This is a genomic window from Acinetobacter sp. YH01009 (genome assembly GCF_013420765.1).
GTDB lineage: Bacteria > Pseudomonadota > Gammaproteobacteria > Pseudomonadales > Moraxellaceae > Acinetobacter > Acinetobacter amyesii.
On record NZ_VOYE01000002.1, the window covers coordinates 1 to 26,123 of the forward strand.

Annotated in this window: 22 protein-coding genes and 1 rRNA gene; 13 read left to right on the top strand and 10 right to left on the bottom strand. The window is 42.1% G+C overall.

Features of this window, described 5'->3' with window-relative positions; all coding sequences use genetic code 11:
• Positions 1–113, bottom strand: a 16S ribosomal RNA gene (locus FTT76_RS02825); the annotation flags it as partial.
• Between the two features lie 536 nt (positions 114–649).
• Between FTT76_RS02825 and FTT76_RS02830 the strand changes: the two genes are divergently transcribed.
• From FTT76_RS02830 to FTT76_RS02860, 7 genes are all read left to right on the top strand, one after another.
• Entirely contained in the window at positions 650–1,606 is a 957-nt protein-coding gene (locus FTT76_RS02830; RefSeq protein ID WP_180009657.1) for a VacJ family lipoprotein, read from the top strand.
• A 98-nt stretch (positions 1,607–1,704) separates the two neighbouring features.
• Positions 1,705–2,673: an RsbU family protein phosphatase GigA gene (gigA, locus tag FTT76_RS02835; protein WP_078189557.1), complete on the top strand. Its 969-nt coding sequence runs from the start codon at positions 1,705–1,707 to the stop codon at positions 2,671–2,673.
• A 112-nt stretch (positions 2,674–2,785) separates the two neighbouring features.
• The gene (gene gigB, locus FTT76_RS02840) at positions 2,786–3,304 is read left to right on the top strand and encodes an anti-anti-sigma factor GigB (RefSeq protein WP_180009658.1); all 519 of its coding nucleotides are present in this window, start codon (positions 2,786–2,788) and stop codon (positions 3,302–3,304) included.
• Between the two features lie 32 nt (positions 3,305–3,336).
• Entirely contained in the window at positions 3,337–4,161 is an 825-nt protein-coding gene (locus tag FTT76_RS02845; RefSeq protein ID WP_180190010.1) for a carbon-nitrogen hydrolase family protein, read from the top strand.
• A gap of 95 nt (positions 4,162–4,256) precedes the next feature.
• Positions 4,257–4,682, top strand: coding sequence for an organic hydroperoxide resistance protein (locus tag FTT76_RS02850; protein ID WP_111884709.1), 426 nt, complete (start codon positions 4,257–4,259; stop codon positions 4,680–4,682).
• 202 nt (positions 4,683–4,884) lie between these two features.
• A complete protein-coding gene (locus FTT76_RS02855; RefSeq protein WP_180050213.1) occupies positions 4,885–5,277 on the top strand; it encodes a DUF4951 domain-containing protein in 393 nt (130 codons plus the stop codon).
• A gap of 175 nt (positions 5,278–5,452) precedes the next feature.
• Positions 5,453–5,803, top strand: coding sequence for a hypothetical protein (locus FTT76_RS02860; RefSeq protein WP_180050210.1), 351 nt, complete (start codon positions 5,453–5,455; stop codon positions 5,801–5,803).
• 56 nt (positions 5,804–5,859) lie between these two features.
• Here FTT76_RS02860 and gspE read toward each other — a convergent pair whose 3' ends face one another.
• Positions 5,860–7,347 carry a type II secretion system ATPase GspE gene (gene gspE, locus FTT76_RS02865; RefSeq protein ID WP_180190011.1) on the bottom strand — a complete coding sequence of 496 codons (1,488 nt, stop codon included), beginning with the start codon at positions 7,345–7,347 and terminating at the stop codon, positions 5,860–5,862.
• Between the two features lie 100 nt (positions 7,348–7,447).
• Here gspE and FTT76_RS02870 point away from each other — a divergent pair, with 100 nt between their 5' ends.
• Both FTT76_RS02870 and FTT76_RS02875 read left to right on the top strand, forming a co-directional pair.
• Positions 7,448–8,269: a hypothetical protein gene (locus FTT76_RS02870; protein ID WP_078192622.1), complete on the top strand. Its 822-nt coding sequence runs from the start codon at positions 7,448–7,450 to the stop codon at positions 8,267–8,269.
• A 9-nt stretch (positions 8,270–8,278) separates the two neighbouring features.
• Positions 8,279–9,202, top strand: coding sequence for a mechanosensitive ion channel family protein (locus tag FTT76_RS02875; RefSeq protein WP_078192623.1), 924 nt, complete (start codon positions 8,279–8,281; stop codon positions 9,200–9,202).
• A gap of 121 nt (positions 9,203–9,323) precedes the next feature.
• Here FTT76_RS02875 and FTT76_RS02880 read toward each other — a convergent pair whose 3' ends face one another.
• Positions 9,324–12,110 carry a DUF2339 domain-containing protein gene (locus FTT76_RS02880; protein ID WP_180109053.1) on the bottom strand — a complete coding sequence of 929 codons (2,787 nt, stop codon included), beginning with the start codon at positions 12,108–12,110 and terminating at the stop codon, positions 9,324–9,326.
• 163 nt (positions 12,111–12,273) lie between these two features.
• Between FTT76_RS02880 and polA the strand changes: the two genes are divergently transcribed.
• Positions 12,274–15,039: a DNA polymerase I gene (gene polA / locus FTT76_RS02885; protein ID WP_180190012.1), complete on the top strand. Its 2,766-nt coding sequence runs from the start codon at positions 12,274–12,276 to the stop codon at positions 15,037–15,039.
• Between the two features lie 160 nt (positions 15,040–15,199).
• Here the strand turns inward: polA and FTT76_RS02890 are convergent, their stop codons facing one another.
• The 5 genes from FTT76_RS02890 to ppx are packed head-to-tail and all read right to left on the bottom strand — an operon-like array spanning position 15,200 to position 20,309.
• Positions 15,200–15,763 carry a YggT family protein gene (locus FTT76_RS02890; RefSeq protein WP_078189567.1) on the bottom strand — a complete coding sequence of 188 codons (564 nt, stop codon included), beginning with the start codon at positions 15,761–15,763 and terminating at the stop codon, positions 15,200–15,202.
• A gap of 27 nt (positions 15,764–15,790) precedes the next feature.
• The gene (gene proC, locus FTT76_RS02895) at positions 15,791–16,621 is read right to left on the bottom strand and encodes a pyrroline-5-carboxylate reductase (RefSeq protein ID WP_168378486.1); all 831 of its coding nucleotides are present in this window, start codon (positions 16,619–16,621) and stop codon (positions 15,791–15,793) included.
• Complete coding sequence (tilS, locus tag FTT76_RS02900) at positions 16,618–17,994, bottom strand: tRNA lysidine(34) synthetase TilS (RefSeq protein ID WP_180163139.1); 1,377 nt, start codon at positions 17,992–17,994, stop codon at positions 16,618–16,620. Before tilS ends, proC begins: the two co-directional genes overlap by 4 nt.
• Positions 17,931–18,755: an acetyl-CoA carboxylase carboxyltransferase subunit alpha gene (locus FTT76_RS02905; RefSeq protein ID WP_078189570.1), complete on the bottom strand. Its 825-nt coding sequence runs from the start codon at positions 18,753–18,755 to the stop codon at positions 17,931–17,933. The genes tilS and FTT76_RS02905 overlap by 64 nt, the downstream gene beginning before the upstream one ends.
• A gap of 33 nt (positions 18,756–18,788) precedes the next feature.
• On the bottom strand, positions 18,789–20,309 hold the full coding sequence (ppx, locus tag FTT76_RS02910) for an exopolyphosphatase (RefSeq protein WP_078192628.1): 1,521 nt from the start codon (positions 20,307–20,309) through the stop codon (positions 18,789–18,791).
• Positions 20,310–20,575: 266 nt separating this feature from the next.
• Between ppx and trxA the strand changes: the two genes are divergently transcribed.
• The 3 genes from trxA to FTT76_RS02925 all read left to right on the top strand — a co-directional run bounded on the left by trxA (position 20,576) and on the right by FTT76_RS02925 (position 23,152).
• Complete coding sequence (trxA, locus tag FTT76_RS02915) at positions 20,576–20,902, top strand: thioredoxin (RefSeq protein ID WP_078192629.1); 327 nt, start codon at positions 20,576–20,578, stop codon at positions 20,900–20,902.
• Between the two features lie 323 nt (positions 20,903–21,225).
• Positions 21,226–22,494 (top strand): transcription termination factor Rho, encoded by a 1,269-nt coding sequence (rho, locus tag FTT76_RS02920; protein ID WP_067731074.1) that lies wholly within the window; start codon positions 21,226–21,228, stop codon positions 22,492–22,494.
• A gap of 412 nt (positions 22,495–22,906) precedes the next feature.
• Complete coding sequence (locus FTT76_RS02925) at positions 22,907–23,152, top strand: hypothetical protein (RefSeq protein WP_078192631.1); 246 nt, start codon at positions 22,907–22,909, stop codon at positions 23,150–23,152.
• 291 nt (positions 23,153–23,443) lie between these two features.
• On the opposite strand, the gene FTT76_RS02930 is transcribed toward FTT76_RS02925, so the two are convergent.
• Complete coding sequence (locus tag FTT76_RS02930) at positions 23,444–23,740, bottom strand: integration host factor subunit alpha (RefSeq protein WP_004649746.1); 297 nt, start codon at positions 23,738–23,740, stop codon at positions 23,444–23,446.
• A complete protein-coding gene (gene pheT, locus FTT76_RS02935) occupies positions 23,737–26,118 on the bottom strand; it encodes a phenylalanine--tRNA ligase subunit beta (protein ID WP_180190013.1) in 2,382 nt (793 codons plus the stop codon). Before pheT ends, FTT76_RS02930 begins: the two co-directional genes overlap by 4 nt.
• Positions 26,119–26,123: the final 5 nt, after the last annotated feature.

Below are 26,123 nucleotides of genomic sequence, written 5' to 3' on the forward strand. Positions count from 1 at the left end.
ACTCACCCGTCCGCCGCTAGAAATCGGTAGCAAGCTACCTATTCCCGCTCGACTTGCATGTGTTAAGCCTGCCGCCAGCGTTCAATCTGAGCCATGATCAAACTCTTCAGTTTAAAATCAATAGTACCTTAAAGGGTACCAATCTTGGCTCATCAATTACTGACAAAAATTTGCTCAAATAAACTTCGAGTAATTTCTACCATTAATCAATGAAAATAATTTCGATCGATCAATCAGTAAAAATCCACACAAGTTGTTCTTCATAATCTTTTAATGATCTTCTTGTTGGTTCGTCACCAGCAAGCTAGGTCGGCTATATTACTCTTTATTTCTAAAGAGTCAACCGGTAATTCAAATTATTTTTAAACTTTTTTCTAAAACCCAACTTAATCAATTCAACCAAGTCATTGTTTTATCAGAAGTTTTAATCTTCATCACCGCCGATGGATGTGCATTCTACAGCATTTCACATCCGTTGCAACACCTTTTTTAAAATAATTATTTTGAGCGCACATTTTTCACTCAAATTACATTTTTTCATTCATATTTTGATCAAATTTGGTTTAATAGTAATAAATCAGGATTATTTGAACGTTTTTACTTATTATACGGCAAACATTTTGCCGTGCTAAAAGCGTCAGGACTATATATGCGCCAAACTTCTTTTTTATATGCAGGATTATTGTCACTTGTCGTAACAACACCTGTATTTGCAAATGACGAGTCTTCAGCACCTGTTGCTCAAGACTCAGAAGCTGCCAATAAATCAAAAACACAACAACTTGCGCATGCGGCGATGGTCAAGTCATCTGAAGTTGCAAAAAAATTATCTGTAAATGCAAATGCAGCACAATCAGAAGAAGATAAAGACCCTTTCCAACCGATCAACCGGAAAGTTTACGCATTTAATGATTATTTAGATGTCCACATTGCCCGCCCTGCTGCTGTGCAATATGTAGCAAAAACTCCAAAGGATATTCGTGAATCTTATCGTTTATTCCGTAAAAATTTGGGCGAACCTTGGAATGCATTTAACCAACTCATCCAAGGACGACCGACACGTGCCGCAAAAAGTCTGGGGCGTTTTACTGTTAATACACTGACAACTTTAGGCTTTGCTGACCCTGCAAGCCGTCTAGGTCTAGAAACAGAAGATGAAAACTTTGGCGCGACTTTAGGATATTACGGTATTCCTTCTGGTCCTTATATTGTTCTACCAGTGCTTGGTCCAAGCACATTGCGCCAAACCGTCGGTCTAGCTGTAGATAGTCAAGGACGTCCACAGAAATATATGCTTGATGGTCATGATGTGGCGTATTGGTCTGAGCAAACTTTACGTGGAATCGATACTCGCGCTCAATTACTGGATATCGAAGGTGTATTGCAAGGCGATAAATACGCTCAAATTCGTGACATCTATTTGCAACGCCTGAACTATTCTATTGCCGAGAAAAAAGGTATTGCTGAAGAAAACTTATTTATTGATGAAGAAGATGACGATATTGATGAATCTGAAGATAATTCAACAGATGTTTCAACTGATGATTCTACCGATTTCATTGATGATAGCAGTTCAGATGATACCGACACGGTAACAACTGAATAAATAAAATTTTTCAATTGGCTGGTGTGGTTTTTCCCTCCAGCCATCATTAGCTTGCTATAGTACACTTATTGTCTATCGAAGGATTCATCTAATTCTTTATGTATTTCATTCAACCTACTCGTGATATTCCATATTTAGATCAGGTACTTGATGCGCTTCCTAGCGTACAAATGATTAACATTGAAGATCTAGACTTGTATGATCCAACGATCATTGCAATTGCTGATGTTGCTGACTTTTTAAATCACCAATGGACACTTCCTACCATTGTGCTCGCTTTTGAGCATGAAGGTGCTGCATTGGCTCAAGCGTGGCAACAAGGCGCTTTAGCAGGATGGGTGTGGGATCATATTCCAACCAACCTTCAAGTGGCACTCACTAAAATTGATGCGCAATACAAACGTAATCAAGACAGCCGTGATCTCCCTTCTGCTGCAGATTTGCAAAAACGTTTACTCCCCAATCCGATTGAACTCCACAACTATAAAGTTGAAACATTCTTCCAACCATCTGCTTATTTATCGGGTGATTGGTACGATTACTGGAAAATCAGCGATAAAGAAATCATGTTTTATCTCGCAGATGTGTCTGGTCATGGGGTAACGAGTAGTTTACTAACCTCATGGATGGCTGCTTTCCACGGTCGTTCAAAAACCCCAAGAGAGTTGATCAAAAAACTCAATGGTATGTTGGTTCAAGAAAATATTGAAAAGCACATTACCATGATTGCGGGGATACTCAATCTCGATACGCATGTCTTGAAATGGTCTAGTGCAGGGCATTATCCGCCGGCCATTTTATTTGAACCTGGTCTTCCCGCAAGAATTTTAAACACCAGTAGCTTCCCACTCGGCTTAACTGAAGACCTAGAAGTGGAAGAGTTTGAATTTACCTTAAATCGTTATTCGCGCTTTGTAATTTGCTCGGATGGCGCACTTGAACCTTTTGACGGTGGATTGAATGAACAGCTAGGTCAATTGGTTTATCACTTGCAAAATCAATCATTTCAAGCACCAGACCATGTTGCTGACGACATTGCCATCCTAAGTTTACGTCGAATCAATTAATCACGAAATCAATCACTTAAACCGAATACGACTTTCTGATCATACTCGGCTACTTGAGTAAGCTGTGCCCCTATGGGATAATTTACTATCCTTCTCTGCAAATGGCATTTATATGTCAACAGGTCATGTTGAATATGCAAGCTTGAACGGAACGCATATTTTTAAGCTTATTGGCGAAGTGCGTGCCCAATCTTGTATTAGTCTAGACAAGTTATTAAACAAAATTGAACAGCAACAAAATGTCGTCGGTGCAATCGTTGATTTAACCCAAACGACATTTATCGATAGTACTGTTCTTGGCATTTTGGCGAAACTGGGTTTGAAGCTCAAACAAGTTCACCATATCCAAGCGGTAATGTTGTCTACAAACTCTGATATCACAACGCTTGCCAATAGCATGGGTTTAGGTCAAGTGTTTGTTATTTTGAATTATTGTGGTGATCCAAGTGTATGCACTCGCGCACTTATGGAAGAACACATTACCCATAGCAATATGCTGAATACGGTTTTAGATGCACACAAAACGCTGATGAAACTGAATGATAGCAACCAAAATATGTTTGAGCCTTTGGTCAAACAACTGCAAAAAGAGCAGGATAATCTAGTGCAACCCAAGCAGCAAAATGTCTAATTTAGGTTAATCACAGCAGAGACCCACTTCGCATGACTTTACTTTCCGTTGCACAAATGAATTCTCAAAATGACATTGAAGATAACTTCAAAGTGATCGAGTCATTGATGCAACAATGTCAGGCTCAAGGTGCGAGTCTCATTGTATTTCCTGAAAATTTTGTCTGCTTTGCCGCAGGTAAACAACGCGAAACCGCGGCGCAATTTGAAAGTATTCAGCAGCGACTAGAAAAACTCGCACATCGTTATCAACTTTGGATTGTTGCGGGCACACTCCCATGCCCTTATCGTCCAGATGGTTCAATCATTCAAGATGGCCGTGTCCGTACTGTTAGCCTGTGTATCAGCCCTGAACGTACCGAAGCACGTTATGACAAAATTCATTTATTTGATGTGCAAGTTGGTGACGCTGTCGGTGGCTATCAAGAATCAAAATTCTTTGAACCTGGTACTGAAACCGCAGTTGCAACAACACCTTTTGGCAATATTGGCCTGATGGTGTGCTACGACTTGCGCTTTCCTGAACTGGCTTTGAAACTTCGTAGCCAAGGTGCAAACATTTTAACGGCGCCTGCAGCTTTTACTTATACCACGGGTGAAGTGCACTGGCAGCTCTTACTGCAAGCCCGTGCTATGGATAGTCAATGTGCTGTATTAGGTGCCGCACAACAAGGCTGGCATGGTGAAAAGCGTCAAACTTGGGGTCATGCTGGAGCAAGCAACAGCCGTGGTCAAATTTTAGCAATCACCGCAGAAGAAGGCGCTCAACTACTCACAGTTCCTTTTGACTTAGACGAGCAGCAACAGATTCGCGCATCAATGCCACTGATGCAGCACCGTGTTTTGGTTCAATATTGATTTTCACTCTGTATAAAATTACAAAAAAACTGAATATTATTTAAACAAAATCCCCCACGATATGATTTTGAACCATCATCTGAGGGATTAGAAAAATGACTTTAGAAAAAGCAGTTTATACAGCCCATGCAAAAGCCACTGGTGGTCGTGATGGTCGTGCAACGACATCCGATGGTCATTTAGATGTTCAATTGGCTGTGCCTAAAATTATGGGGGGTACAGGTAATGGTACGAATCCTGAACAACTCTTCGCCGCTGGTTATTCAGCCTGTTTTTTAGGTGCAATGAAATTTGTGTCTAACCGAGATAAAATTTCGATTACCCCTGCTGCCTACGTCGAGGGTGATGTTGGTATCGGCCCTATTCCAACAGGATTTGGTATCGAAGTGACGCTTAATATTCATCTTGAGGGTATGGATGCAAGCGAGGCACAGAAATTGGTCGATGCTGCACATATTGTGTGCCCCTATTCAAATGCGACCCGAAACAATATTAATGTTACTTTAAATGTTTTGACTTAAATCCATTTGTACCTATCTATACAAAGCACTGTTTTAATTCTTATAAAATAGTGCTTTGAGCTTTTTTTACTTCTACACATCTACAGCTGAGCTCAAAATAAAATCTTATCCATTTCCAATACATTTAAATATTCATATTCAGTTGCCAAAACCTTGCTAAAATATATAACGATTCTTATTTACATTCATTTATTGATCTATGATGCTTAAACCTCTCCTTATCAGTACATTGCTAATCAGCGCATCCACACTAAGTTTTGCCGAATTAACCCTATCTGAAAAAGTCCGTCCTCAGATTAAATCCTTGGTCAATCCAGATATTCAACGTCTTGCGCTACCACCAACACCGAACAACATGTCTTTACCTGCCTATGGTCAAGGCATCATTGGTTGGGGTACAGGCTCAGAAGGTGCTGCAGCACGCTTAGCCAATATCAGCAAAGCCGACGTTGAAAAGCTTAAAACTCAAGATGTCACTTTAGAGATGGTTCAAACTTGGCAAAAGTTTTATGAAAATGAAACGCAGCGCAATGCAGGTAACCCAACCGCGCCCATTCGTGCTGAATTGATGAAGAAAATTGTCAGTTTGTGGTAAGTAAAAAACCGTACAGCCCATATTTTTGGGCTGTTTTTAGTTCAAATTAGAAATAAAAAATCTTGAGACATTCGATAGAAAGATTAATGAATAAAATTAAAAAAAATGTTTAATATTCAAACTATAATTAACTATACATCCATAAAAAAATTAAAATCATTTTCAGGACTTTACAATGAAAATATACTTTTCGATGCTTTTTCTAAGCTTGGCCTTAGCCGCATGTAGCCAAACACCTGCACCTGATTTTTCAGGGGAATGGAAACAAACACCTGACACGGAGAGCCTACGCAAACTTTCAATTAGCAAACAAGGCGATGACTATCAAATTAAAGACGAATTTTGGCTCGATAAAAATAATACTGAGCGCACTTCTAGTGCTTCATCCGGTATGGCCGAAGTGAATAATGATGTTCTGAAATATAAAGAGAGTAATAGCATTGAAATGAAACTCAGTGATGCAACTCACCTCACTCTGACAGACAAAGCATATGATGCTGTAATTCATTTTGAAAAGATTAATTAAAGCAAAGCCCCGAATCATTACACAGGCTTCGGGGCTTTATTTATATTTCACACCGACTATTCAGCCACTTCATTCGTCACTCTGAGCACTTCTTCAATGGTGGTTTTACCTGCCAAAACTTTACGCAATCCATCATCACGTATTGAACCCGCATTTGCACGGACATGATTTTCTAACTCAAACTCAGCAGCATTACCATGGATGAGGCGACGTGTTTGCTCATCAATCGGGACGATTTCATAAATTGCGGTACGCCCTGTAAATCCAGTATGCGAGCATTGTTCACAGCCTTTAGGTTGTGGCAATTTTAATTCGGTCGAGGCATCGAGATGCCTAAATAAGTCTTTTTCAAAATCATCGGCATCATGCCAAGTCGCACAGTGACGGCACAAGGTTCGAACCAAACGCTGTGCCACCACACCGATCAATGAGCTAGAAAGTAGAAAGGGTTCAATCCCCATGTCTTTAAGACGGGTCACTGCACCGATTGCTGTATTGGTATGCAGCGTTGAAAGTACCAAATGGCCTGTTAATGACGCTTGTACTGCAATTTCAGCAGTTTCTAAATCACGAATCTCCCCGACCATCACCACATCTGGGTCTTGTCGAAGCATGGCTTTTAATGCACGAGCAAAGGTCATATCCACTTTGGTATTGACCTGCGTCTGCCCGATCCCTTCAAGTTGATACTCAATTGGATCTTCCGCAGTCAAAATATTTTTTGAACCATCATTTAGATCAGACAATGCCGCATATAAGGTGGTGGTTTTACCCGAACCCGTTGGTCCCGTAACCAAAATAATGCCATGCGGACGATGTACCAGTTGTTTCAATCGATCATAGTCATGCTGCATCAAGCCCAAATGGGTCATGTTTAAACGCCCAGCTTGTTTATCGAGTAAACGCATCACCACACGTTCACCATACGAAGAAGGTAAGGTTGATACACGAACATCGACTTCACGGCCCGCCAAACGTAGTGAAATACGACCATCTTGTGGAATTCGCTTTTCTGCAATATCGAGTTTGGCCATGACTTTGATACGTGACACCAACAGTGGCGCAAGTTCACGACGTGGCTGCACAATTTCACGTAACTGACCATCGACACGTAAGCGGACAGACAGCTTTTTTTCAAAGGATTCGATATGAATATCCGAAGCACCGACACGGATCGCTTCCGACAATAAGGCATTGATTAAGCGTACAATCGGTGCATCATCTTCCTGATCCATCAGATCTTCAGCTTCTGGCACAGAGTCCGCAAGGCTGAGTAAATCAGGATGATCTTCCAGACCCGCTGCAACTTGTTGAGACTCACCGGTGTCTCCGGCAAAGCTTGCACTGAGTAATTGATTAAACTCTTGCTCACTACATAATTGATATTGTGCAGGATGCCCTAAAAAGCGACGTGCTTCTTGTAAAGCCAACAGTGGCGTGCTGTCACGACGCACAATAAAAGCTTGATCACCCTCATATCGAAGCAATACGCCATGACGTTTGGCAAAACTATATGGTATTTGTAATTGTTTAAGTACTTGCATCACGCATTATAATGATGAAAAAAGTTGTTTTGAGTGTACTCTAAGCATCTGACAGCGTGAAGTCTGTTTTTAGGATTTATCAGGACAAGGGATATACGCATTGCCATTAGAAAATGATTTGACTGAAAAGGAATCCCCAAAACGTAAATGGTGGGGGGAATATCAATTTGAACTGAATCACCCGCGCAGTTGGCAGTTTGGGTCTTTATTGTTCCGTGTGACGCGCGGCATGCAAGAGTGGCGTATGGAATACCATCGCCCAACCTTTCAGTTTGACTATGAGCAACAATGGCATCCGATACAAGACCCTGAATTTGGTTTTCCACAGCCCATTAAAATGGAACGCTATATGTTCCGCCAAACACATGACAAAATTCAAATCATGCCACGTTTGGCAGATCGGTCTGTGGTGATTAAACCGGTCGATCCGATTTATATTCCAGCCGGACAGCGCGGAACGCTATATATCAGCACACCGCTTTGGATTGCTGGTTTTGTCGAAGGTCTTAGAGAACCCTTGTTTGATATACCTGTTATTCTACCAAAAGATACCTGGTTTGGTCCGAATCATCGAATGGGTGAAATTTGCTATGCCACGGCAGTCGATGGTCGTACAGAACTCAAACAACTCAAACCTCGTGCTTTTCGTGCAGTAACCCCTATTGAGTTTCATAACGTGAGTAATCAACAGATTCGTTTTGACCGTATGAATGTCCCTGTACCGGCTTTGCCATTATTTTATAGTGAAAGTACAGGACGTTTATGGACTTCACAAATTCGAGTCGTGCATGAAGGTCATGACAAACCGCCGCGGGTCAAAATTGAAAACCGTACACCGCCACAAGCAGGTGACGTGATTTATCTGCATCCGCCACGCGAGTCAGCCAATGTGCTGTTCAATATGTTTGATTCATTTTTCTAAGGGCGAGCCATGGCAGATTTAAATATTTCGACAGAAATTACCAGCAGCCTAAAAGGAATGGTCGCCAATCTTAATACCGATCGGCTGACGGAATTATTGGTGGCTGTTTTACTGGCAGTCATCGGCTTTTTGATTGCACGTTTTATCTCGAATACCTTTATTCGTACTGTGGGTATGCGTTTCAATGCCCATCAACAGTTGGTTTGGCGTCGCGGGATTTTCTATTTCATCTTTATCATCTTTGTGATGGCCAGTTTAAAAGAAGCCGGCTTTAAACTCAGCGTCTTCTTGGGTGCAGCAGGTATTTTAACGGTCGCACTGGGTTTTGCCTCGCAAACGTCCGCATCCAACCTGATCAGCGGGATGTTCTTGATCGGTGAAGGTTCTTTTGAAGTTGGTGATACCATTCAATTGACACTGATTCGTGGGCATACCATTGAAGGTGAAGTAATCTCGATTGATTTACTGTCGGTCAAATTACTCACGCAGGACAATGTCTATGTCCGTTTGCCGAATGAACAACTGATTCGGGCACCTGTACATAACCTGTCTAAGTTTCCAATACGGCGAATTCCAATTACCCTTGCGATTAACTTTCATGAAGACATCATCAAAGTCCGTGAAGTTTTATTAGATGCCGTTAGTAAATATCCATTGGTCTTGGCCGATCCTAAACCTGCCGTGACCGTCACTGCCTTTCGAGAATCTTCCATTGAGCTGCTTTTTGCCATTTGGTGCCAAAGAGAGAATTTCCTGAAAGTCCGCGATGAGATGCAAGAACGGATTCGAAATGCCTTTGTCGAAAATAAAATTGAAATCCCTGTCCCGAAAATGGGTTTTGTTGACCACCCACTTTCTACACAAGCAAGCGATGCTAACGTCGATCAATATGCCAATGCGCAAGAGATTCAACGAGAGCCTCAACTCAAATAATGGTCTATCGACTTGATATGAAAGGCTCTGCATATCTTCAAATGTGCAGGGTTTTTTTATCATGTACTTTTATAGCCATCGACCTGTACAGCTTAGTGATCTCGTACCTTTAAGAATTTCATCATGGTTCAACCTTGTCATTCGGCATGGGTGCAATATAGGCAATCAAAAGCATGGCAAAACCTGCCGCCATAAATGAAATCACTCGCATGAGTGTGCCGACATGAGATAAATCCAGCAAGACCAGTTTCAAAGTGACCAAGACCAAAATACTGCCGCCGAGCAGCCAAACTGAACGTAATTGGCGCTGAGTGGCAAAGCGCATACTCACCAAAGCCAATAACACCCACAGCACAGTAAAACTCAGTTGAACGGTCGCATCGCTCCAAATGTCTAAACTGTTATAAGGCGTATCCAGATACCTATGTAAGGCACGAAGCACGACATAGCTACTTAACCAAAGTAGCCCAAGGACACTCAACACGGCAGCCAAGCTACGATCTAAACCAGCTTTTAACTGTTGATTCAACATCCATAAAAAAGCCGCTAACAACAGCAAACTCACAGCATCAAAAGGATTTAATATGGGCAAGATATATCCCACAAAGGCCTGCTGACTAAATAATTGCGAACTAATGATCCAACTCAAAGCCAAAAACAAACTGCTACGCGCTTGCCAAAACATTTTCCAGACCGGTTGCTGCGCTTGCCAATAACACCATGCACAAAATATCAGCGGCAAAATTACCACACTGATATACGGCATACTGGGTATCAGCGTCAGACTGGTCCACGCCAAGCTACTCAAAATTCCGAGACTGACCCATTCTTTTTCTTCACGCACACCGAGTAATGGTCGTAGCCAAAGCAGCGTCAAGCTCAGCCCAGCGAATGCAAAATAAATCTGCTCCATCGCTGAATGCCAAAGTAACTGACCGTTCTCACTCACTGAAATAACTTGGTACAGCCCCATCACATAAACAGGCACTAGACCCGTCCACTTAATGATGGACCAACTCCACGAAGCTTTTCGTTTTAACAAGCCTTCATTCACCAACAGATAGGCCACACTGACAATCAATAGACTCAAAGCCAATTGATGACTACTCTGCAGCCGATCTAAGAGCAACATGATGAACATAGTAGTTGCTGAGAGCATTTGCACACATTGAAAGGCAATACTCGAACTTGAAAGCTGTTTATGAAATGCAGGAACAGCGTGCGTCACGATAATGGCCGCCAAATAGCTCAAACACACGCCCCAATACATCTGTGCAGGGAAATGTGGCAGTTGAACCAAATAATACAGACTTGAACAACCCGCCATCACCAAGAGCGCCATGCCTAAATAACGGCTGATATTGGACTGCTTGTATAGGGCATATATAAATATCAACGCACCTTCAACTGCCCAACCAACCACACTCCACTGCTCTTTCAATACTATCGGTGGAATCAATGCCAAGAATATTAAGGTCAAACTCAAATAACTTTGTGCAATCAGTGGGATCACAGCACTACGTTTACTGATGCTATACAGTGCGGCAAAAAGCGCCGCGAATAACAAGCTATACCCCGCCTGCCATACGGTTTCCTCAAAATACATCAAATACAATGCCAGATAAGCAAGCACTGGCGAAGCAAATATCAGTGCAATATCCAAGGCTGGTTTGAGCTGAAAATGCGCAAGATCCTGTTTTGCCAATAACTGACTAAAACGAAAACCGAGCCAAATAAAAATCGCAGCGTGAGCTAAAACCAACACGCTCATCATCTGACGTTCGGTGGTGTATCCGTGGTAAAAAGCATATCCACCACCCATAATCACCGTCATCAAAAATGCGATTTGATTCAGATATTTCCACGGTCTTAAAGTACTCATGACTGCAACAGCCAGATTAATTACAAGATAATAGGCAATAAATTCCGTTGCAGTTGCATCACGAACAGGCAAGGTAAATGGCGCAAGATAGGCGATCAGCATTGCCATAATTGCCAGTTCTACCGACTGTTGTTTCAGACTGAGCCAAATCGTCAATGCCATAAGTGCAGCATACAGTAGACAAGCTATGCCAAAGCCCGGAATCACGGCATTGTAATAGGCAAAAAATAAAGTCAAAAACAGCGCTGCAAGACCTAGACCTTCTAGAGCCAAGGCAAAACTGCGGTTTTTGGTTTGCAGCCAAAAACCCAGTCCGACAACACCAGCACTGCTCAAACTCACAATCAGCAATTTCATGGCCAAGCTTAGTTGCCAATGCTCTGTGGCAAATCTAAGTAATAACACCACGCCAATCACCAAGACCAGTACCGCCACTTTCAACACGGGATTACCTTGAAAAAGCCATTGCTGAATTTGATTAGATAGATTTGGCGCAATCTTGGATGGTGTATTAGAAGGTGTTGAATTGAATGGTGTCTGATGTCTAGCTTTACCAATTTCCGTCGCGGGATGTACAGATGGTGTATCGTCAGAATCAAAATTTTCAGGACGGTCTATTGTCGACGCTGATATTGAAGTAGCTGCATGAATCGATTGCGACTGGAGCGCACGTCCTTGCAATAAATGCAGCTGATGTTCCAATCGTTTCAGCCAACGCAGAAAAAAATAAACCCACAGGCTAATCCCAATCGCAACCAAGTATCCCAGTTCTGTTAACAGCCCAACGACCGTTAATAACGATGCAATATATAACGGAACCTTTGATGTCACTTGGAATGGTTGTTTTGATGAACTCAGTGCATCAGCGCCGTGCTGTAAATCATCGACATAATTCATCAAACTGAGCATAAAACCAATGCCGCTGATATAACTCAAGATACGGATGTCTAAGTACCATGCCCCGATCCCTACCATAATCAGCGACATCAACCAAATCATCTTGAGTTCATTATTCTGTTTCAGCATACCTGCTTCGTCATTTTCCTGAATGTTTTGATGATACATGAGCCCGACGGATGGATTAAAACTATTCATCAGTGATTCGGTAAGTTACATATACAATCTAGACTCTGCGTGCGGGCAAAAAATCACGTACAATAAAACCGTTTTTAGGATTAGGAAATTATCAATGCCACCATTTGTCTTGGTCGATGGCTCATACTTTTTATTTCGTGCTTACCATGCACTGCCACCATTAACCACTTCAACCGGTTTGCATACCAATGCAATCCGAGGTGCCATTTCTGCCATCCAAAAATTAATGCGTCGTATTCAACCGACGCATATGGCCGTTATTTTCGATACACCTGAACCAACCTTCCGTCATGAATTGTCCCCAATTTATAAGGGTGACCGTCCAAGTATGCCCGAAGAATTATCACAACAAATTCCATATCTTCATGCATTAATTCGTGCTCTAGGGATTCCGCTGCATATGTTGCCGGGCGCTGAGGCCGATGACATTATCGGAACTTTAGCCAAACGCGCTGAAGCAGCCGGTCATCAAGTTTTGATCTCCACCGGTGACAAAGACATGGCGCAGCTCGTTACTGAGCGTGTCACTTTAGAAGACAGCTTCAAAGACAAACCGATGGACGTTCAAGGCGTTTTTGAAAAATTTGGGGTGTGGCCGAATCAAATCATTGACTACCTCACGCTGATGGGCGACGCCTCTGACGGCATTCGTGGTGTGCCCGGTGTTGGCGCAAAAACAGCAGCAAAACTTTTAACCGAGTACGGTTCGATTGGCGGCATTTTAGAAAATGTTGACAGTATTAAAGGTAAAGTCGGTCAAAACATTAAGGACAATGTCGAAGGGATTACTCTTGACCACCAACTGGCGAGCATTGTTTGCGACCTCGACATGGGCCTTAAATACGAAGATTTGAAACTTGCTGATCCAAATATTCCAGCTCTTCGTGATTTATATACTGAACTAGAATTCCGTAACCAACTGCAGTCATTAGATCATCCGAACAACCCAAATGGTGCAACCTACAAACAAGCAGCCAAAGCCATCAACACCACGGCGACTGTAGCCAATGCACCCGAAGTGGAAGATCAAGCGGACAAAACCAGTGTTGATGATTTACTCGGTGAAGCACGTTATCACACAGTATTGACCCAAGAAGATTGGGATGTGTTATTCAAGCGTCTAAGTACTGAAAAGCGTTTTGCCTTTGATACCGAAACCACTAGCCTTGACTACCGCGTGGCGCAGATTGTAGGTTTCTCGGTGGCTTTAGATGCACATGATGCCTATTACGTGCCGCTTGCGCATGATTATGAAGGTGCGCCGCAACAACTTGATCGCGACACAATTCTGAATCAACTCAAACCTTTACTTGAAGATAATGACGTACAAAAAATTGGTCATCATCTCAAATATGATGCACATGTCTTAGAAAATCATGGTATTCATTTGGCAGGTTGGTATTTCGATACCATGTTAGCCTCTTATGTCCTCAACTCTGTGGCAACTCGTCATGGAATGGATGACGTCGCGCGTTTGTATTTAAGTCATCTCACAACGACGTTCGAACAAGTGGCGGGCAAAGGTGCAAAACAAAAGACCTTTAACCAAATTGAGCTTGAAACTGCAGCCCATTATGCCGCAGAAGATGCCCATGTGACCTATCGTCTGTATGAAGTACTCGATAAAAAGTTACAAGCCCATCCGGAACTGATCAATATTTTGCACAATATTGAAATGCCGGTTGCCCGTGTTCTAACCTCTATGGAAGAAAACGGCATTGAATTGGATATGAACTTCCTCGACCAACTCGGTGTGGAATTTGCCAATACCATTCAAAATTTAGAAACAGAAATTACCGATCTTGCGGGTCAAAGCTTCAATGTCAGCTCACCAAAACAAGTTGGTGAGATTCTGTTTGATAAATTAGGTTTAAAAGGCGGTAAGAAGACCTCTACAGGTCAGTACAGTACCAGTGAAAGTGTCTTAGAAAAAATCGACCACCCGATTACCGACTTAATTTTGGAATATCGTGGTCTCTCTAAACTCAAAAGCACCTATACCGATGGTCTGTTAAAGCAAGTGAATAATGACACACATCGTGTGCATACCAGTTATCACCAAGCGTTAACAGCTACAGGTCGTTTATCATCCACAGATCCCAACTTACAAAACATTCCTGTCCGTGAAGATATTGGACGTCAAATCCGTAAAGCCTTTATTGCACCTGAAGGTCGCATTTTACTGGCAGCCGATTACTCGCAAATCGAATTACGTTTAATGGCGCACTTCTCGCAAGATCATGCCTTGGTCGATGCCTTCAATCATGGACAAGACGTACATAAACGGACTGCGGCAGAAGTTTTGGGTATTCCACTCGACGAAGTGACTAGCAACCAACGTCGTCAAGCCAAAGCGGTGAACTTCGGTCTGCTCTATGGCATGTCAGAATTCGGTTTGATTCGTCAGTTGGGTTTCACTCGTGAAGAGTCGCGTAACTATATTGGTAAATACTTCCAACGCTACCCTGGTGTTTTGGAATATATGGAACGTACTCGCCAAGTTGCACGTGAACAAGGTTTTGTGGAAACCATTTTAGGTCGTCGTCTGTATACACCAGACATTATGGCGAGCAACAAAATGGTGAAACAAGGCGCTGAACGTGCAGCGATCAATGCACCACTACAAGGTTCTGCGGCAGATATTATTAAATTGGCTATGATTGCAGTCGATAAAATCTTACCAAAAGATCAAGCCAAAATGTTACTGCAAGTACACGATGAATTGGTATTTGAAGTTGATGCTGCAATTGCCGATGAACTCTCTGCCCAACTGGCTGAAGTCATGCAGTCTGTGTTGAAAATTTCCGTTCCACTGATTGTGGAAGTCGGTCAAGGTAATAACTGGGACGAAGCACACTAATTCATTCACGTTCATTCACGCCTTTCTCCCTCTAGGAGGAAGGTTGGATGGAGGTGAGATATTGCTACTAAATAAGAAATTTCTTGTTTTAGACCTCAATTTAAATCCACAAAAAAGGACGCCTCGGCGTCCTTTTTTATTCAACTCGTCTTAGCTCAGATTAAAGACCAGTCAATAATGCAATTGCGACTTGCTTCATAATGGTTTCCGCAACCAACAATGCCAAAATCGCAAAAATTGGCGACAAGTCAATCATCCCCATATTTGGAAGAATACGACGGAATGGTGCAAGTAGCGGTTCTGCCAATTCTTGAACCACTTCAATATAAGGCGAACGTGACTGACTAAACATCACGACCCAACTCAAAATAATCGATGCAAAAATTAAGTAACGACAGAAACGGATTAAATCCTGAATCATGGTCACAAAGGTCATAATGATCAGATGGAATGGACTATTCACTGCCACGCCAGACAAATACATCAAACCAAACATTTTTAACAAATACAGAATCACCACCAACACCAATGCTGCGGTATTCACTCGACCTTTGGCCAAAGTTGGGAAAATTCGGCTAAAGATATCGACAATTTTTGTTGCTTTTGCTGTTGCCAAAACCACAGGGTTATATGGACTCACGGCAGCAAGCTGCATTAAAAAACGGAAAAATACGAGCAAAATTGCAACGTTAATAATGATTCCAAAAATTTGAGCAGAGCCCATACTTGAACTTTCCTAAATCAAATCGAATTATTTGGTGCTTTCGCTTAACTCTTGTGCCAACTCTTGGCTACGCTTTTGCGCTGCGGCTAAAGCGGCCTGAATATTTTGTGAAATTTGAGCACGATCAAATACTTCAATCGCGGCTTGTGTTGTACCGTTTGGAGAGGTTACATTTTTACGTAACTCCGCAGGACTGTTAGCACTGGTAATTGCCATTTGTGCGGCACCTAATGCAGTTTGCAAGGTTAGTGCTGTAGCCACTTTTTCATCCAAGCCCATGTTTTTACCTGCACGGATCATACTTTCCATCATATAGAAAAAGTATGCAGGACCTGAGCCAGAAACTGCTGTTACCGCATCAATTTGCGCTTCTGAGTTTACCCAAAGTGTTAAACCCGTTGAAGCCAAAACTTGACTTGCAAGATCACGATCTTCAGCCGAAACCGCTTCACCTGCATATAAACCATGCGCACCGGTTTGAACTAAAGCCGGTGTATTTGGCATGACACGAACAATACGCTCCGTGCCTAATAATTTTGAAATTGTTGCAATTTCTGCACCTGCAACAATTGAAATCACCAACTTCCCTTCTAGCAAACCTTGTAATGGTGCCAAAACTTTTGCCAACACCTGAGGTTTAACTGCAAAAAGAACAATGTCAGCATCTCGAATTGCTGCAACATTATCATCCGTCACATGCAAATCTTTTTCAGCCAAAAGCTCACGTACTTTTTCTACGGGATCTGAAACTGTAATACGTGTAGTCGGGACACCACGTGCAATCAGGCCACCAATTAAAGCCTGTGCCATGTTGCCGCCACCAATGAAACTGATATTACAATTTAGAATTGCGCTCATGATTGAAGATCCGATATTGCAGATTTAGCGTTAAGAGATAATGTTGGTTGCCAGCCAGCTTGAGTACAAAATTCAGACTGCGCCAACCAAAAGCCCTGAGGCGTAAAGACGCCTAGCATAACATTATCTCGGCTTAATATTTGAATAGTATGACGCTGCCATGGAAAAATTTGCGCCTGCTGAATGGCTTTTTTCAACGGCCAACTTCCGACACGACCATATAAATGAATTTTTTCGCCGCCAAGGCGTGGGCGAATCTGCAGTTGCTGCCCCAATAATTCAGGTGATAAGCCAAGCTCTGAGGGTTGAATCACAAAATGGCCTGTAGGCAACTTGAGGGACTGACCTGCAACACAAGTTATAACCTCAACCTCTTGAATGGGGTCAGTTTGAAGATAATCCGCTTTGGCAATCCGATGAAGTTGCTGTTGAAAGCGCAGATAATAAAACCCATTCCAGTGTAATGCCGCTTGCGAGTCTTCGCGTGAGCCAATCACTTCTGAAAATAAACGCTGTACCATTTCAAAACTTGGACGATATTGCCCCTCACCTTTCATCCAGTGCGATAACAACTGACGCTGACGTGCCTGACTGAGCTGTTGTAAAGCAGCCAAAGATAACATTTGCGATGAACCACAGGCCGCTAAATCTTGCTGCAACACCTCATATAAAATTTCATCAGCATCTTGCATCAAATAACTGGTTCGACTCAAGGCTTGCTGCATTTTAGGAAATCGATCGCTGAGTAACGGCCACAAAATCTCACGACTCCACGCACGGTCATAGTCGGTATCAAAATTGGTGAGGTCTTGAATATTTTGCACATGCAGCTGTGCTGCCCATTGGCAAATTTGCTCACGTGAAAGATCTAATAGCGGACGCCATAATGTAAAATCTTCACGCACATCGAATTTTTTCATGGCAGCAAGGCCATGGACACCGGCACCTGAAAGTAGCCGCAACATCAGTGTCTCAGCTTGATCTTGCTGATGATGCGCGAGTACCAATATTTCATCTGCTTGTAAATGTTCGACAAAGGCTTGATAGCGGGCTGAGCGGGCTTGATTTTCAAGGTTACCTTGCGCAACCTGAACTTTTTGTATGATGAATGGAAGATTCAGCGCTGCACACTGAGCGCGTACAAACTCGCCCCAAGCATGACTACACGCTTGTAGTTGGTGATCAATATAAATCACCCGTATTTTTTCAGGGCACAAAAACGACATAAGATGCAGCAGCAACATGGAATCCATGCCACCACTACATCCTATTAAAAATCGGCTTTGTTCAGGCAGCGCCTGAATTTGACTTAAGCAGTCAGCCCTAAATTGTCGCTGCCAAACTTCATTAAACGCTGATAACGCGCTTCGCATCGTTCGTTTGCATCCATTGGTTGCAGTTCTTCTAGAGCTTGCTTCAAGACCACTTTCAAATCCTGCATGACTTTTTCAGGGTTTAAATGTGCCCCTTCCGCTTCGTCCACCACGTATTCCACAATGCCCATCTTCTGCAATTTATCTGCCGTCAATGCCAATGCTTCACTTGCTTGTTCTGCTTTCTCTGCAGTTTTCCACAAAATAGATGCACAGCCTTCAGGTGAAATCACTGAATAAATACTGTGAGATAGCATAATCACACGGTCAGCTACGCCGATACCGAGCGCACCACCCGAACCGCCTTCACCCAATACCGTTGCCACTACAGGCACTTTAAGTGAAGAAAGCTGAGCCAAACTGGTTGCAATCGCTTCAGCCTGACCACGTTCTTCTGCACCCACGCCTGGGTATGCACCCATGGTATCAATAAAGGTAAAGACAGGCAGATTAAAACGCTCCGCCATATCCAATAAACGCTGTGCTTTACGGTAACCTTCAGGGTTACTCATACCAAAATTATGCTGTAATTTTTCACGTGTACTACGACCACGGTGCTGACCTACGATCATCACAGGCTGACCATCTAAACGAGCCAAACCACCAATCATCGCGCCGTCATCACCAAATAGGCGGTCACCGTGCAAAGCATCGAACTCTGTAAAAATTTCGCCAACATAATCCAAAAACTGCGGACGTTCAGGATGACGTGCGATCTGAACCGTAGTCCAGGCTTTAGATTGAGCTGCTTTATTTTTCATAGGTCGATCATTATCCCTAACTTAACTGGTCTGTTAATTGATAAATTGTTCCGACTGGATATTCAGTTCAATATCCCAATGCTTAAATTGCACCTGCTCATCATGCAAGTCTGCAACCAACAAAGGCCACTGTTTGGCATCACCAGAAACACTAAGTTGCCATTGTTGCGCATTGTCCACGCTTAATTCAATGGCAGGAAGCATCTCATCGCTGCGACTATGATTTAATAAAACTGCTAAACGAAGCAATAGACATAAGTAAACAAGTTTGTTACCACCGACTTTCATCACATCAATGCGCGCGTCACTACGTAACTTACGACGATGATGCGCCACTAAATGTGACAAATGGTTTTGATCAATTTGTGAGAAACCCGGAATATCCGAATGTTGCAGTAAATAAGCACCATGACGATGGTAACCACTATGACTGATCGCTAAGCCAATTTCATGCAAATACGCTGCACGACGCAGTAAATCACTGTCATCACTGGTCAAATTCAGTGCGGTCGCCACACCATTAAACAGTTGTTGAGCGGTATTTACCACACGTTCAGCTTGTTTCATATCTGCGTTGTAGCGACCCATCAACGCATGTACAGAACGATCTCGAACATCTTCATGTTGGAAACGTCCCAATAGGTCGTACATCACGCCTTCACGTAACGCGCCATCAGAATAAACCAATTTATCGATATTCAGCACATCAAAGACTGCATACAAAATGGCAATGCCGGCTGGCAAAACTGCTCGACGGTCTTCTTTTAGACCATCAAATTCCATTTCATTGACATGCTTATATTTAAGCAATTTATCTTTGAGTTTAAATAAACCGTCACGTGTCAGTTCTTCCTGATCGTTGCTCCAGCCCATATTGACACAAATCTGACGACATGCTTTGATCGTGCCACTTGAACCGACAACAGTATCCCAGCCCGCAGCTTTATAAGTGTTGGCAATGCCTGCGATTTCCTTGCGAGCAGCATTTACCGCTTTATCAAAACTTTTCAGGTTAATTTCACCATCAGCAAAAAACGCTTTGGTAAAAGCGACACAGCCCATTTGCACAGATTCTGTATGAATCGGTTCAAACTCTTCACCAATAATCAACTCTGTTGAACCCCCACCGATATCAATCACAAGGCGGCGACCACTATTTGCCATAGTATGTGAAACCCCTAAATAAATTAGACGGGCTTCTTCACGACCAGCAATGATTTCAATTGGTTTTGGTAAAATTTCAGCGGCTTTTTGGATAAATTCATGACCATTTTTTGCTTGACGCAAGGCATTAGTCGCCACAATACGTAAACGGTTAGCTTGTACAGGATTTAAACGCCCCACAAAACGTGCTAGGCAGGCTAATCCTCGTTGCTGTGCGGCTTCAGTCAAATTTTTATTTTCGTCTAGACCTGCGGCAAGCTGTACTTTTTCTGACATTGATGCAACTTTTTTCACTTCACCATGGTCTACGCGTGCGATAGCCAAGTGGAAGCTGTTCGATCCCATATCGATAGCAGCAAGTAATTCTTCATCAATCAAAAAATCAGACATTATTCAAAAAAACCTGTTCAGAATTGTGCTTAGATTAATTCACATACATGCAATTTAAAAGCCATTTATGAGTAGTTCGGGCGGAACTTATCGATTTTTTATCTAAAGCAATGATAGTCATACACGATCATCGGCATCGTGATCATCCATTAGACAAACTGACCATTCAGGTCGAAAATTTACATAACCCCCTACATTGTTATAGTTGGCTATGTAATACTTATAAACATAGAGTCAACTTAAAAATTAATTCCGGAGCAAAATCCATGTCTGGCAATATCGTAAATACAACTGATGAAAACTTCCAAGCCGATGTACTAGAGTCTGATACTCCTGTACTTGTAGATTTCTGGGCAGGTTGGTGTGCTCCTTGTAAAGCCATTGCACCTGTACTTGAAGTACTTTCAACTGAGTTTGAAGGCAAAGTTAAAATCGTTAAAGTAGACGTAACTTCTTGCGAACAAACAGCTGTAAACTACAACATCCGTAACATTCCTGCATTATTAATGTTTAAAAACGGCGAAGTTGTAGCAACCCAAGTCGGTGCCGCACCAAAATCTAAATTGACAGCTTTCATCGAAGAAAACATCTAATATTTTTTCGATAATAACACTCGAAAATACGCTGTTTTACACAGCGTATTTTTTTGGTTGATAAATTGACAAATGCTGTGTTCTCTCTTATATTGTTTACTCAAGAAATTAAGGATCTCAAATCCTGTCATTTTCTTACAACACAACACATAAAATGCCGCTCGGCAACAGAATTGTTTTTCACATCTCTCTTCATATAACGAATCAGATCTCTGAATTGTTTTGTGCAAACCAATTGCTATCGTTTCTTGCATGATCGCGGCACATTTGTTGCTCCCTTTTCCAACCTGTACCTCAGAATTTTAGATTCTATCTGACCACCTATGAACTTAACCGAACTCAAGAAAAAACCGATTGGCGAACTCATCAAGATTGCCGAGTTTATGGGCCTCGAAGGAATGGCTCGTAACCGTAAGCAAGATATTATTTTTGCCATCTTAAAGCGCCACGCAATGAACGGCGAAGAGATTTTTGGTGATGGCGTTCTAGAAATTCTGTCGGACGGCTTTGGTTTCTTACGCTCTGCAGCGGGTTCTTACCTAGCCGGCCCTGACGATATCTATGTGAGCCCATCACAAATCCGTCGCTTCAACCTTCGTACTGGTGACACTATTACAGGTACGATTCGTCCACCTAAAGAAGGCGAACGTTACTTTGCATTATTAAAAGTTAATCAAATTAACTACGACACACCAGAAAACTCACGTAATAAGATTCTTTTCGAAAACTTAACACCTTTATTTCCAACCGAACAATTGGTAATGGAATTAGGTAATGGTACAACAGAAGACTTAACTGCGCGTGTGGTTGACTTGGTTGCTCCGATTGGTAAAGGTCAACGTTCAATTATCGTTGCACCGCCAAAAGCGGGTAAAACCATGTTGTTACAAAACATCGCACAGTCGATTGTTCGTAACAATCCTGAATGTTTCTTGATTGTCCTTCTAATTGACGAACGTCCTGAAGAAGTAACAGAAATGGAACGTACTGTTCGTGGTGAAGTAGTTGCTTCAACATTCGATGAATCACCAGCTCGTCACGTACAAGTTGCAGAGATGGTGATTGAAAAAGCTAAACGTCTTGTAGAACACAAAAAAGATGTAGTGATTTTACTTGACTCAATTACTCGTTTAGCACGTGCTTACAACACTGTAATCCCTTCATCTGGTAAAGTTCTTACTGGTGGTGTGGATGCCCATGCTTTAGAACGTCCAAAACGTTTCTTCGGTGCAGCACGTAATATTGAAGAAGGTGGTTCACTGACAATTATCTCAACTGCGTTGATTGAAACTGGCAGTAAGATGGATGAAGTGATCTACGAAGAATTCAAAGGTACAGGTAACCAAGAAATTACCCTAGACCGTCGTATTGCTGAAAAACGTGTGTTCCCTGCGATGAACATCAAAAAATCAGGTACACGTCGTGAAGAGCGCCTAATGTCTGAAGATAACCTCCGTAAAGTTTGGATTTTACGTAAATTGCTTCATACACAAGACGAACTTGCAGCGATGGAATTCTTGCTTGATCGTATGAAAGAAACCAAAACCAATGATGATTTCTTTGATCAAATGAAACGTAAAGCATCCAACTAAGTTGAATGTTTGACTGAAAAGGCCATCTATAACGATGGCCTTTTTATTTGGTTGACTTTGGTTACACAAAGAAACATTTGATGGATTTCCATGTAAACTTATTTTCAAGTTTATGATTATAAAAAATATATTTTAAAAAACCCTATTCTTTTTAGTAGTTTATTTGCTATTTCGCCAATATAAAACTTTCTCTTAATTGTTATTTTCTGTTAAAAAATGGCCGTTTTTCACCTATTTTTAACGGTTTTTTCAAAGTCACTAGTAGCATTTCAAAATACTCAGTGATAGCATACACGCAGACCAGTTAGACTGCTCTATGCATTTTTAATACCTATTCAAATTAGGCATAATAAAAGCACACAACAGACTAACGCAGGTTATTTTTTAATCTCATATTTTAGAGAGTGATGCCATGTTATTCAAAAAAATCGCTATTGCTGCTGCAGTTGCTACTACTTTAGCTTTCGTTGGTTGTGCTAAAAAAACTGAAGAAGCTGCTCCTGCTGCTGCATCTGAAGCTGCTGCTTCTGAAGTAGTTGCTGCGTCTGACGCTGCTGCTGTTGAAGCTTCTGCTGCTGCATCTGAAGCTACTGCTGCTGCTTCTGAAGCTACTGCTGCTGCATCTGAAGCTACTGCTGCTGCTTCTGAAGCTCAATAATCTAACCGATTATTCAGCACAAAAAGAGAGCCCTATGGCTCTCTTTTTTATTGCTTCAAACTTTAAACCCTAGTTCATAAAAAGAGCTAAAATTCAAAATACTAAGCCCATGCTTATTGAAAAATAAAAACTGACAATTTAGCTAAAGGAAAGCCACAATCAACCTCTACGACAACTCAACTCAACTCAACTCAACTATATCGTCTCATTTTAAAACGAATATTCTTCAACATGACTTGTGCGATAGATGATGAACACTGCCCTCCTAAATCAAAGGCAAAAAAAAGCAGATCAATCGATCTGCTCATTTCCAACACGTTGACGGAATTTTTGTCCCGCACGGAAGGTCACTACACGACGGGCAGAAATCGGAATTTCTTCACCCGTTTTCGGGTTACGGCCTGGGCGTTGACGTTTATCACGCAACTCGAAGTTACCGAAACCAGAGAGTTTAACTTGTTCCCCAGAGATTAGCGCTTGGCTAATCTCATCGAAGAATAACTCGACCATTTGTTTTGCTTCACGACGGTTTAAACTCGTGAGCTCACTTAAATGATCAGCCATTTCTGCTTTTGTTAATGCTGTCATGAAGCCCTCAATGTCGCCTGGTAAGTGTTTTCCAACACCTGAAGTATGTTATCCATACCGGTTTTGATTTCAGCATCTTCTAATGTACGTGTTGGATGTTGCCATTGAATTGCAAATGCCAATGAGCGCTTGCCTTCTTCGACACCTTGACCAGTGTACACATCGAATAACCAAACTGCGTCTAAAAGCTCACCGCCGGTTTTTTCGATAAGTTGCTGAATTTCACTAACATTAATCTTATCACTAATTAAAAGCGCAATATCACGTCGAACCGACGGAAAACGTGATAATTCTGTAAAATTAGATACATAAGTTTGCAAAACAGCCGATTGATCCAACTCAGCTACCCAAGTTGTTGCCAAATCCAACTCATCTTCTAAAGATGGGTGTAAACGACCGAAGTAACCAATTGATTGACCATTGACTAAGATTTCAGCAGATTGACCTGGATGCAACCACGTACGCTCTGAACGTACATATTCAACATTTAAACGTGCAGAATTTAAAATCTCCTCTACATCGCCTTTAAAGTCAAAGAAATCCATTGGCTGTGCTTTACCATGCCAAGATTCAGTCGTACGCGAACCTATTGCAACCAGTGCAAAGGTTGGGATCTGTTTAAGATCATGAATGCTGTTCGCACCTTGATAATCAAAACGTAGACCAAGCTCATAGAAACGCACACGGTTTTGCTGACGGTTCACGTTGTATTGCACACATGGGATCAAACTTGATAATAAGGTTGAACGCATCACTGCAAGGTCGCTAGAAATCGGGTTTGCAAGCGCTAGTGGTTGAACCTTTGGATTCAATTGTTTCTCTAGTTTCGCATCTGCAAAGCTAAAGCTAATCGCTTCTTGATAACCCAAAGCCACTGCAGTTTGACGTAACTGAACCAATTCAAATTGGTCTTGGTATTTCGCTAGTTTGACATCAATCACCGGCAAGCTAATTTGAATATTGTCGTAACCGTGAATACGTGCTACTTCTTCGATGAGGTCTTGATAAATCGCCATGTCAAAACGATGTGATGGTGGTAAAACAGTCCACTCACCTTCTGCTTTCACAGTGACATTGCAACCCAAACGCGTTAAAGCATCCGTAATAAATGCAGATTCAACTTTATAACCGAGCAGTTGATCAACTTGCGCTTGGTTCAGTTCAATGGCTTCACGTTTTGGTAATAACTCTACTTTTTCAGCAACAGTAATTGGACCAAACTCACCACCAGCTAAATCAGCAATAAGCTGAGAAGCACGATGCATTGCAGTCATCGGCAATTCAAAGTCTACACCGCGTTCATAACGCTGAGATGCATCGGTATGCAAACCAAAACTACGTGCACGACCTGCGATATAGAGTTGATCAAAGAACGCCGACTCAAGGAAAATTTCAGTGGTATCGTCAGAAACGGCTGAACTTAGACCGCCCATGATCCCTGCAATCGCCAAGGCTTTTTGATCATCCGCAATCACCATCACGTTTTCAGATAATTTAACTTCTTGTTCATTCAACAACGTTAACTTTTCTGCTGCTGTTGCTTGGCGTACACGAACTGCCCCTTCAACTTTACCGCCATCGAATGCATGTAAAGGTTGACCCAATTCCATTAAAACGTAGTTGGTAATATCGACCAAAATACTGTGCTGACGGATGCCCGCACGAGCTAATGCACGCTCCATCCACTCAGGAGTTGGTGCTTTGGTATTGACGTTTTTGATCACTCGACCTAAGTAACGTGGGCAACCATCAGTTTCAACAACAACTTTCTTCTCATCAGTAATTGTTGCAGCAACTTCTTTAATTTCAGGGGCAGTCACAGGGAGTTGATTAATCACACCAATTTCACGTGCAATACCACGAATACTGAAGCAGTCACCACGGTTTGGCGTGATGCTGATATCAATCACATTGTCATCAAGATCTAAATATTCACGCACATTTACACCAACAGGTGCATCGGCAGGAAGCTCTAATAGACCGTCGATTTTATCTTCAAGATCAATTTCAGACGCACCGCACAGCATGCCTTGTGATTCAACACCACGAAGCTTGCCTTTTTTAATTTTGAAATCGCCCGGAAGTACTGCACCAATGGTTGCTACAGGAGCTTTCATGCCTACACGTACGTTAGGAGCACCACAAACGATTTGTAAAGGTTCGCCTGAACCAATGTTTACGGTAGTGACACGTAAACGGTCAGCATCGGGATGTTGAACCACTGTTAAAACTTCACCGACTACTACACCAGTAAATGGTTTTGCAGCAGGAGATAAATCATCAACTTCTAAACCTAACATGGTCAGTTGGTCAGAAAGTGTATCGCTATCAATGGCTGGGTTAACCCATGTACGCAACCAATTTTCGCTAATTTTCATTGTAT

Bases quoted from the DNA above. Each gene is read 5' to 3' on its own strand.
- FTT76_RS02830 (WP_180009657.1), top strand. From the start codon at position 650: ATGCGCCAAACTTCTTTTTTATATGCAGGATTATTGTCACTTGTCGTA.
- gigA (WP_078189557.1), top strand. From the start codon at position 1,705: ATGTATTTCATTCAACCTACTCGTGATATTCCATATTTAGATCAGGTA.
- gigB (WP_180009658.1), top strand. From the start codon at position 2,786: ATGTCAACAGGTCATGTTGAATATGCAAGCTTGAACGGAACGCATATT.
- FTT76_RS02845 (WP_180190010.1), top strand. From the start codon at position 3,337: ATGACTTTACTTTCCGTTGCACAAATGAATTCTCAAAATGACATTGAA.
- FTT76_RS02850 (WP_111884709.1), top strand. From the start codon at position 4,257: ATGACTTTAGAAAAAGCAGTTTATACAGCCCATGCAAAAGCCACTGGT.
- FTT76_RS02855 (WP_180050213.1), top strand. From the start codon at position 4,885: ATGCTTAAACCTCTCCTTATCAGTACATTGCTAATCAGCGCATCCACA.
- FTT76_RS02860 (WP_180050210.1), top strand. From the start codon at position 5,453: ATGAAAATATACTTTTCGATGCTTTTTCTAAGCTTGGCCTTAGCCGCA.
- gspE (WP_180190011.1), bottom strand. From the start codon at position 7,347: ATGCAAGTACTTAAACAATTACAAATACCATATAGTTTTGCCAAACGT.
- FTT76_RS02875 (WP_078192623.1), top strand. From the start codon at position 8,279: ATGGCAGATTTAAATATTTCGACAGAAATTACCAGCAGCCTAAAAGGA.
- FTT76_RS02880 (WP_180109053.1), bottom strand. From the start codon at position 12,110: ATGCTGAAACAGAATAATGAACTCAAGATGATTTGGTTGATGTCGCTG.
- polA (WP_180190012.1), top strand. From the start codon at position 12,274: ATGCCACCATTTGTCTTGGTCGATGGCTCATACTTTTTATTTCGTGCT.
- FTT76_RS02890 (WP_078189567.1), bottom strand. From the start codon at position 15,763: ATGGGCTCTGCTCAAATTTTTGGAATCATTATTAACGTTGCAATTTTG.
- proC (WP_168378486.1), bottom strand. From the start codon at position 16,621: ATGAGCGCAATTCTAAATTGTAATATCAGTTTCATTGGTGGCGGCAAC.
- tilS (WP_180163139.1), bottom strand. From the start codon at position 17,994: ATGCGAAGCGCGTTATCAGCGTTTAATGAAGTTTGGCAGCGACAATTT.
- FTT76_RS02905 (WP_078189570.1), bottom strand. From the start codon at position 18,755: ATGAAAAATAAAGCAGCTCAATCTAAAGCCTGGACTACGGTTCAGATC.
- ppx (WP_078192628.1), bottom strand. From the start codon at position 20,309: ATGTCTGATTTTTTGATTGATGAAGAATTACTTGCTGCTATCGATATG.
- trxA (WP_078192629.1), top strand. From the start codon at position 20,576: ATGTCTGGCAATATCGTAAATACAACTGATGAAAACTTCCAAGCCGAT.
- rho (WP_067731074.1), top strand. From the start codon at position 21,226: ATGAACTTAACCGAACTCAAGAAAAAACCGATTGGCGAACTCATCAAG.
- FTT76_RS02925 (WP_078192631.1), top strand. From the start codon at position 22,907: ATGTTATTCAAAAAAATCGCTATTGCTGCTGCAGTTGCTACTACTTTA.
- FTT76_RS02930 (WP_004649746.1), bottom strand. From the start codon at position 23,740: ATGACAGCATTAACAAAAGCAGAAATGGCTGATCATTTAAGTGAGCTC.
- pheT (WP_180190013.1), bottom strand. From the start codon at position 26,118: ATGAAAATTAGCGAAAATTGGTTGCGTACATGGGTTAACCCAGCCATT.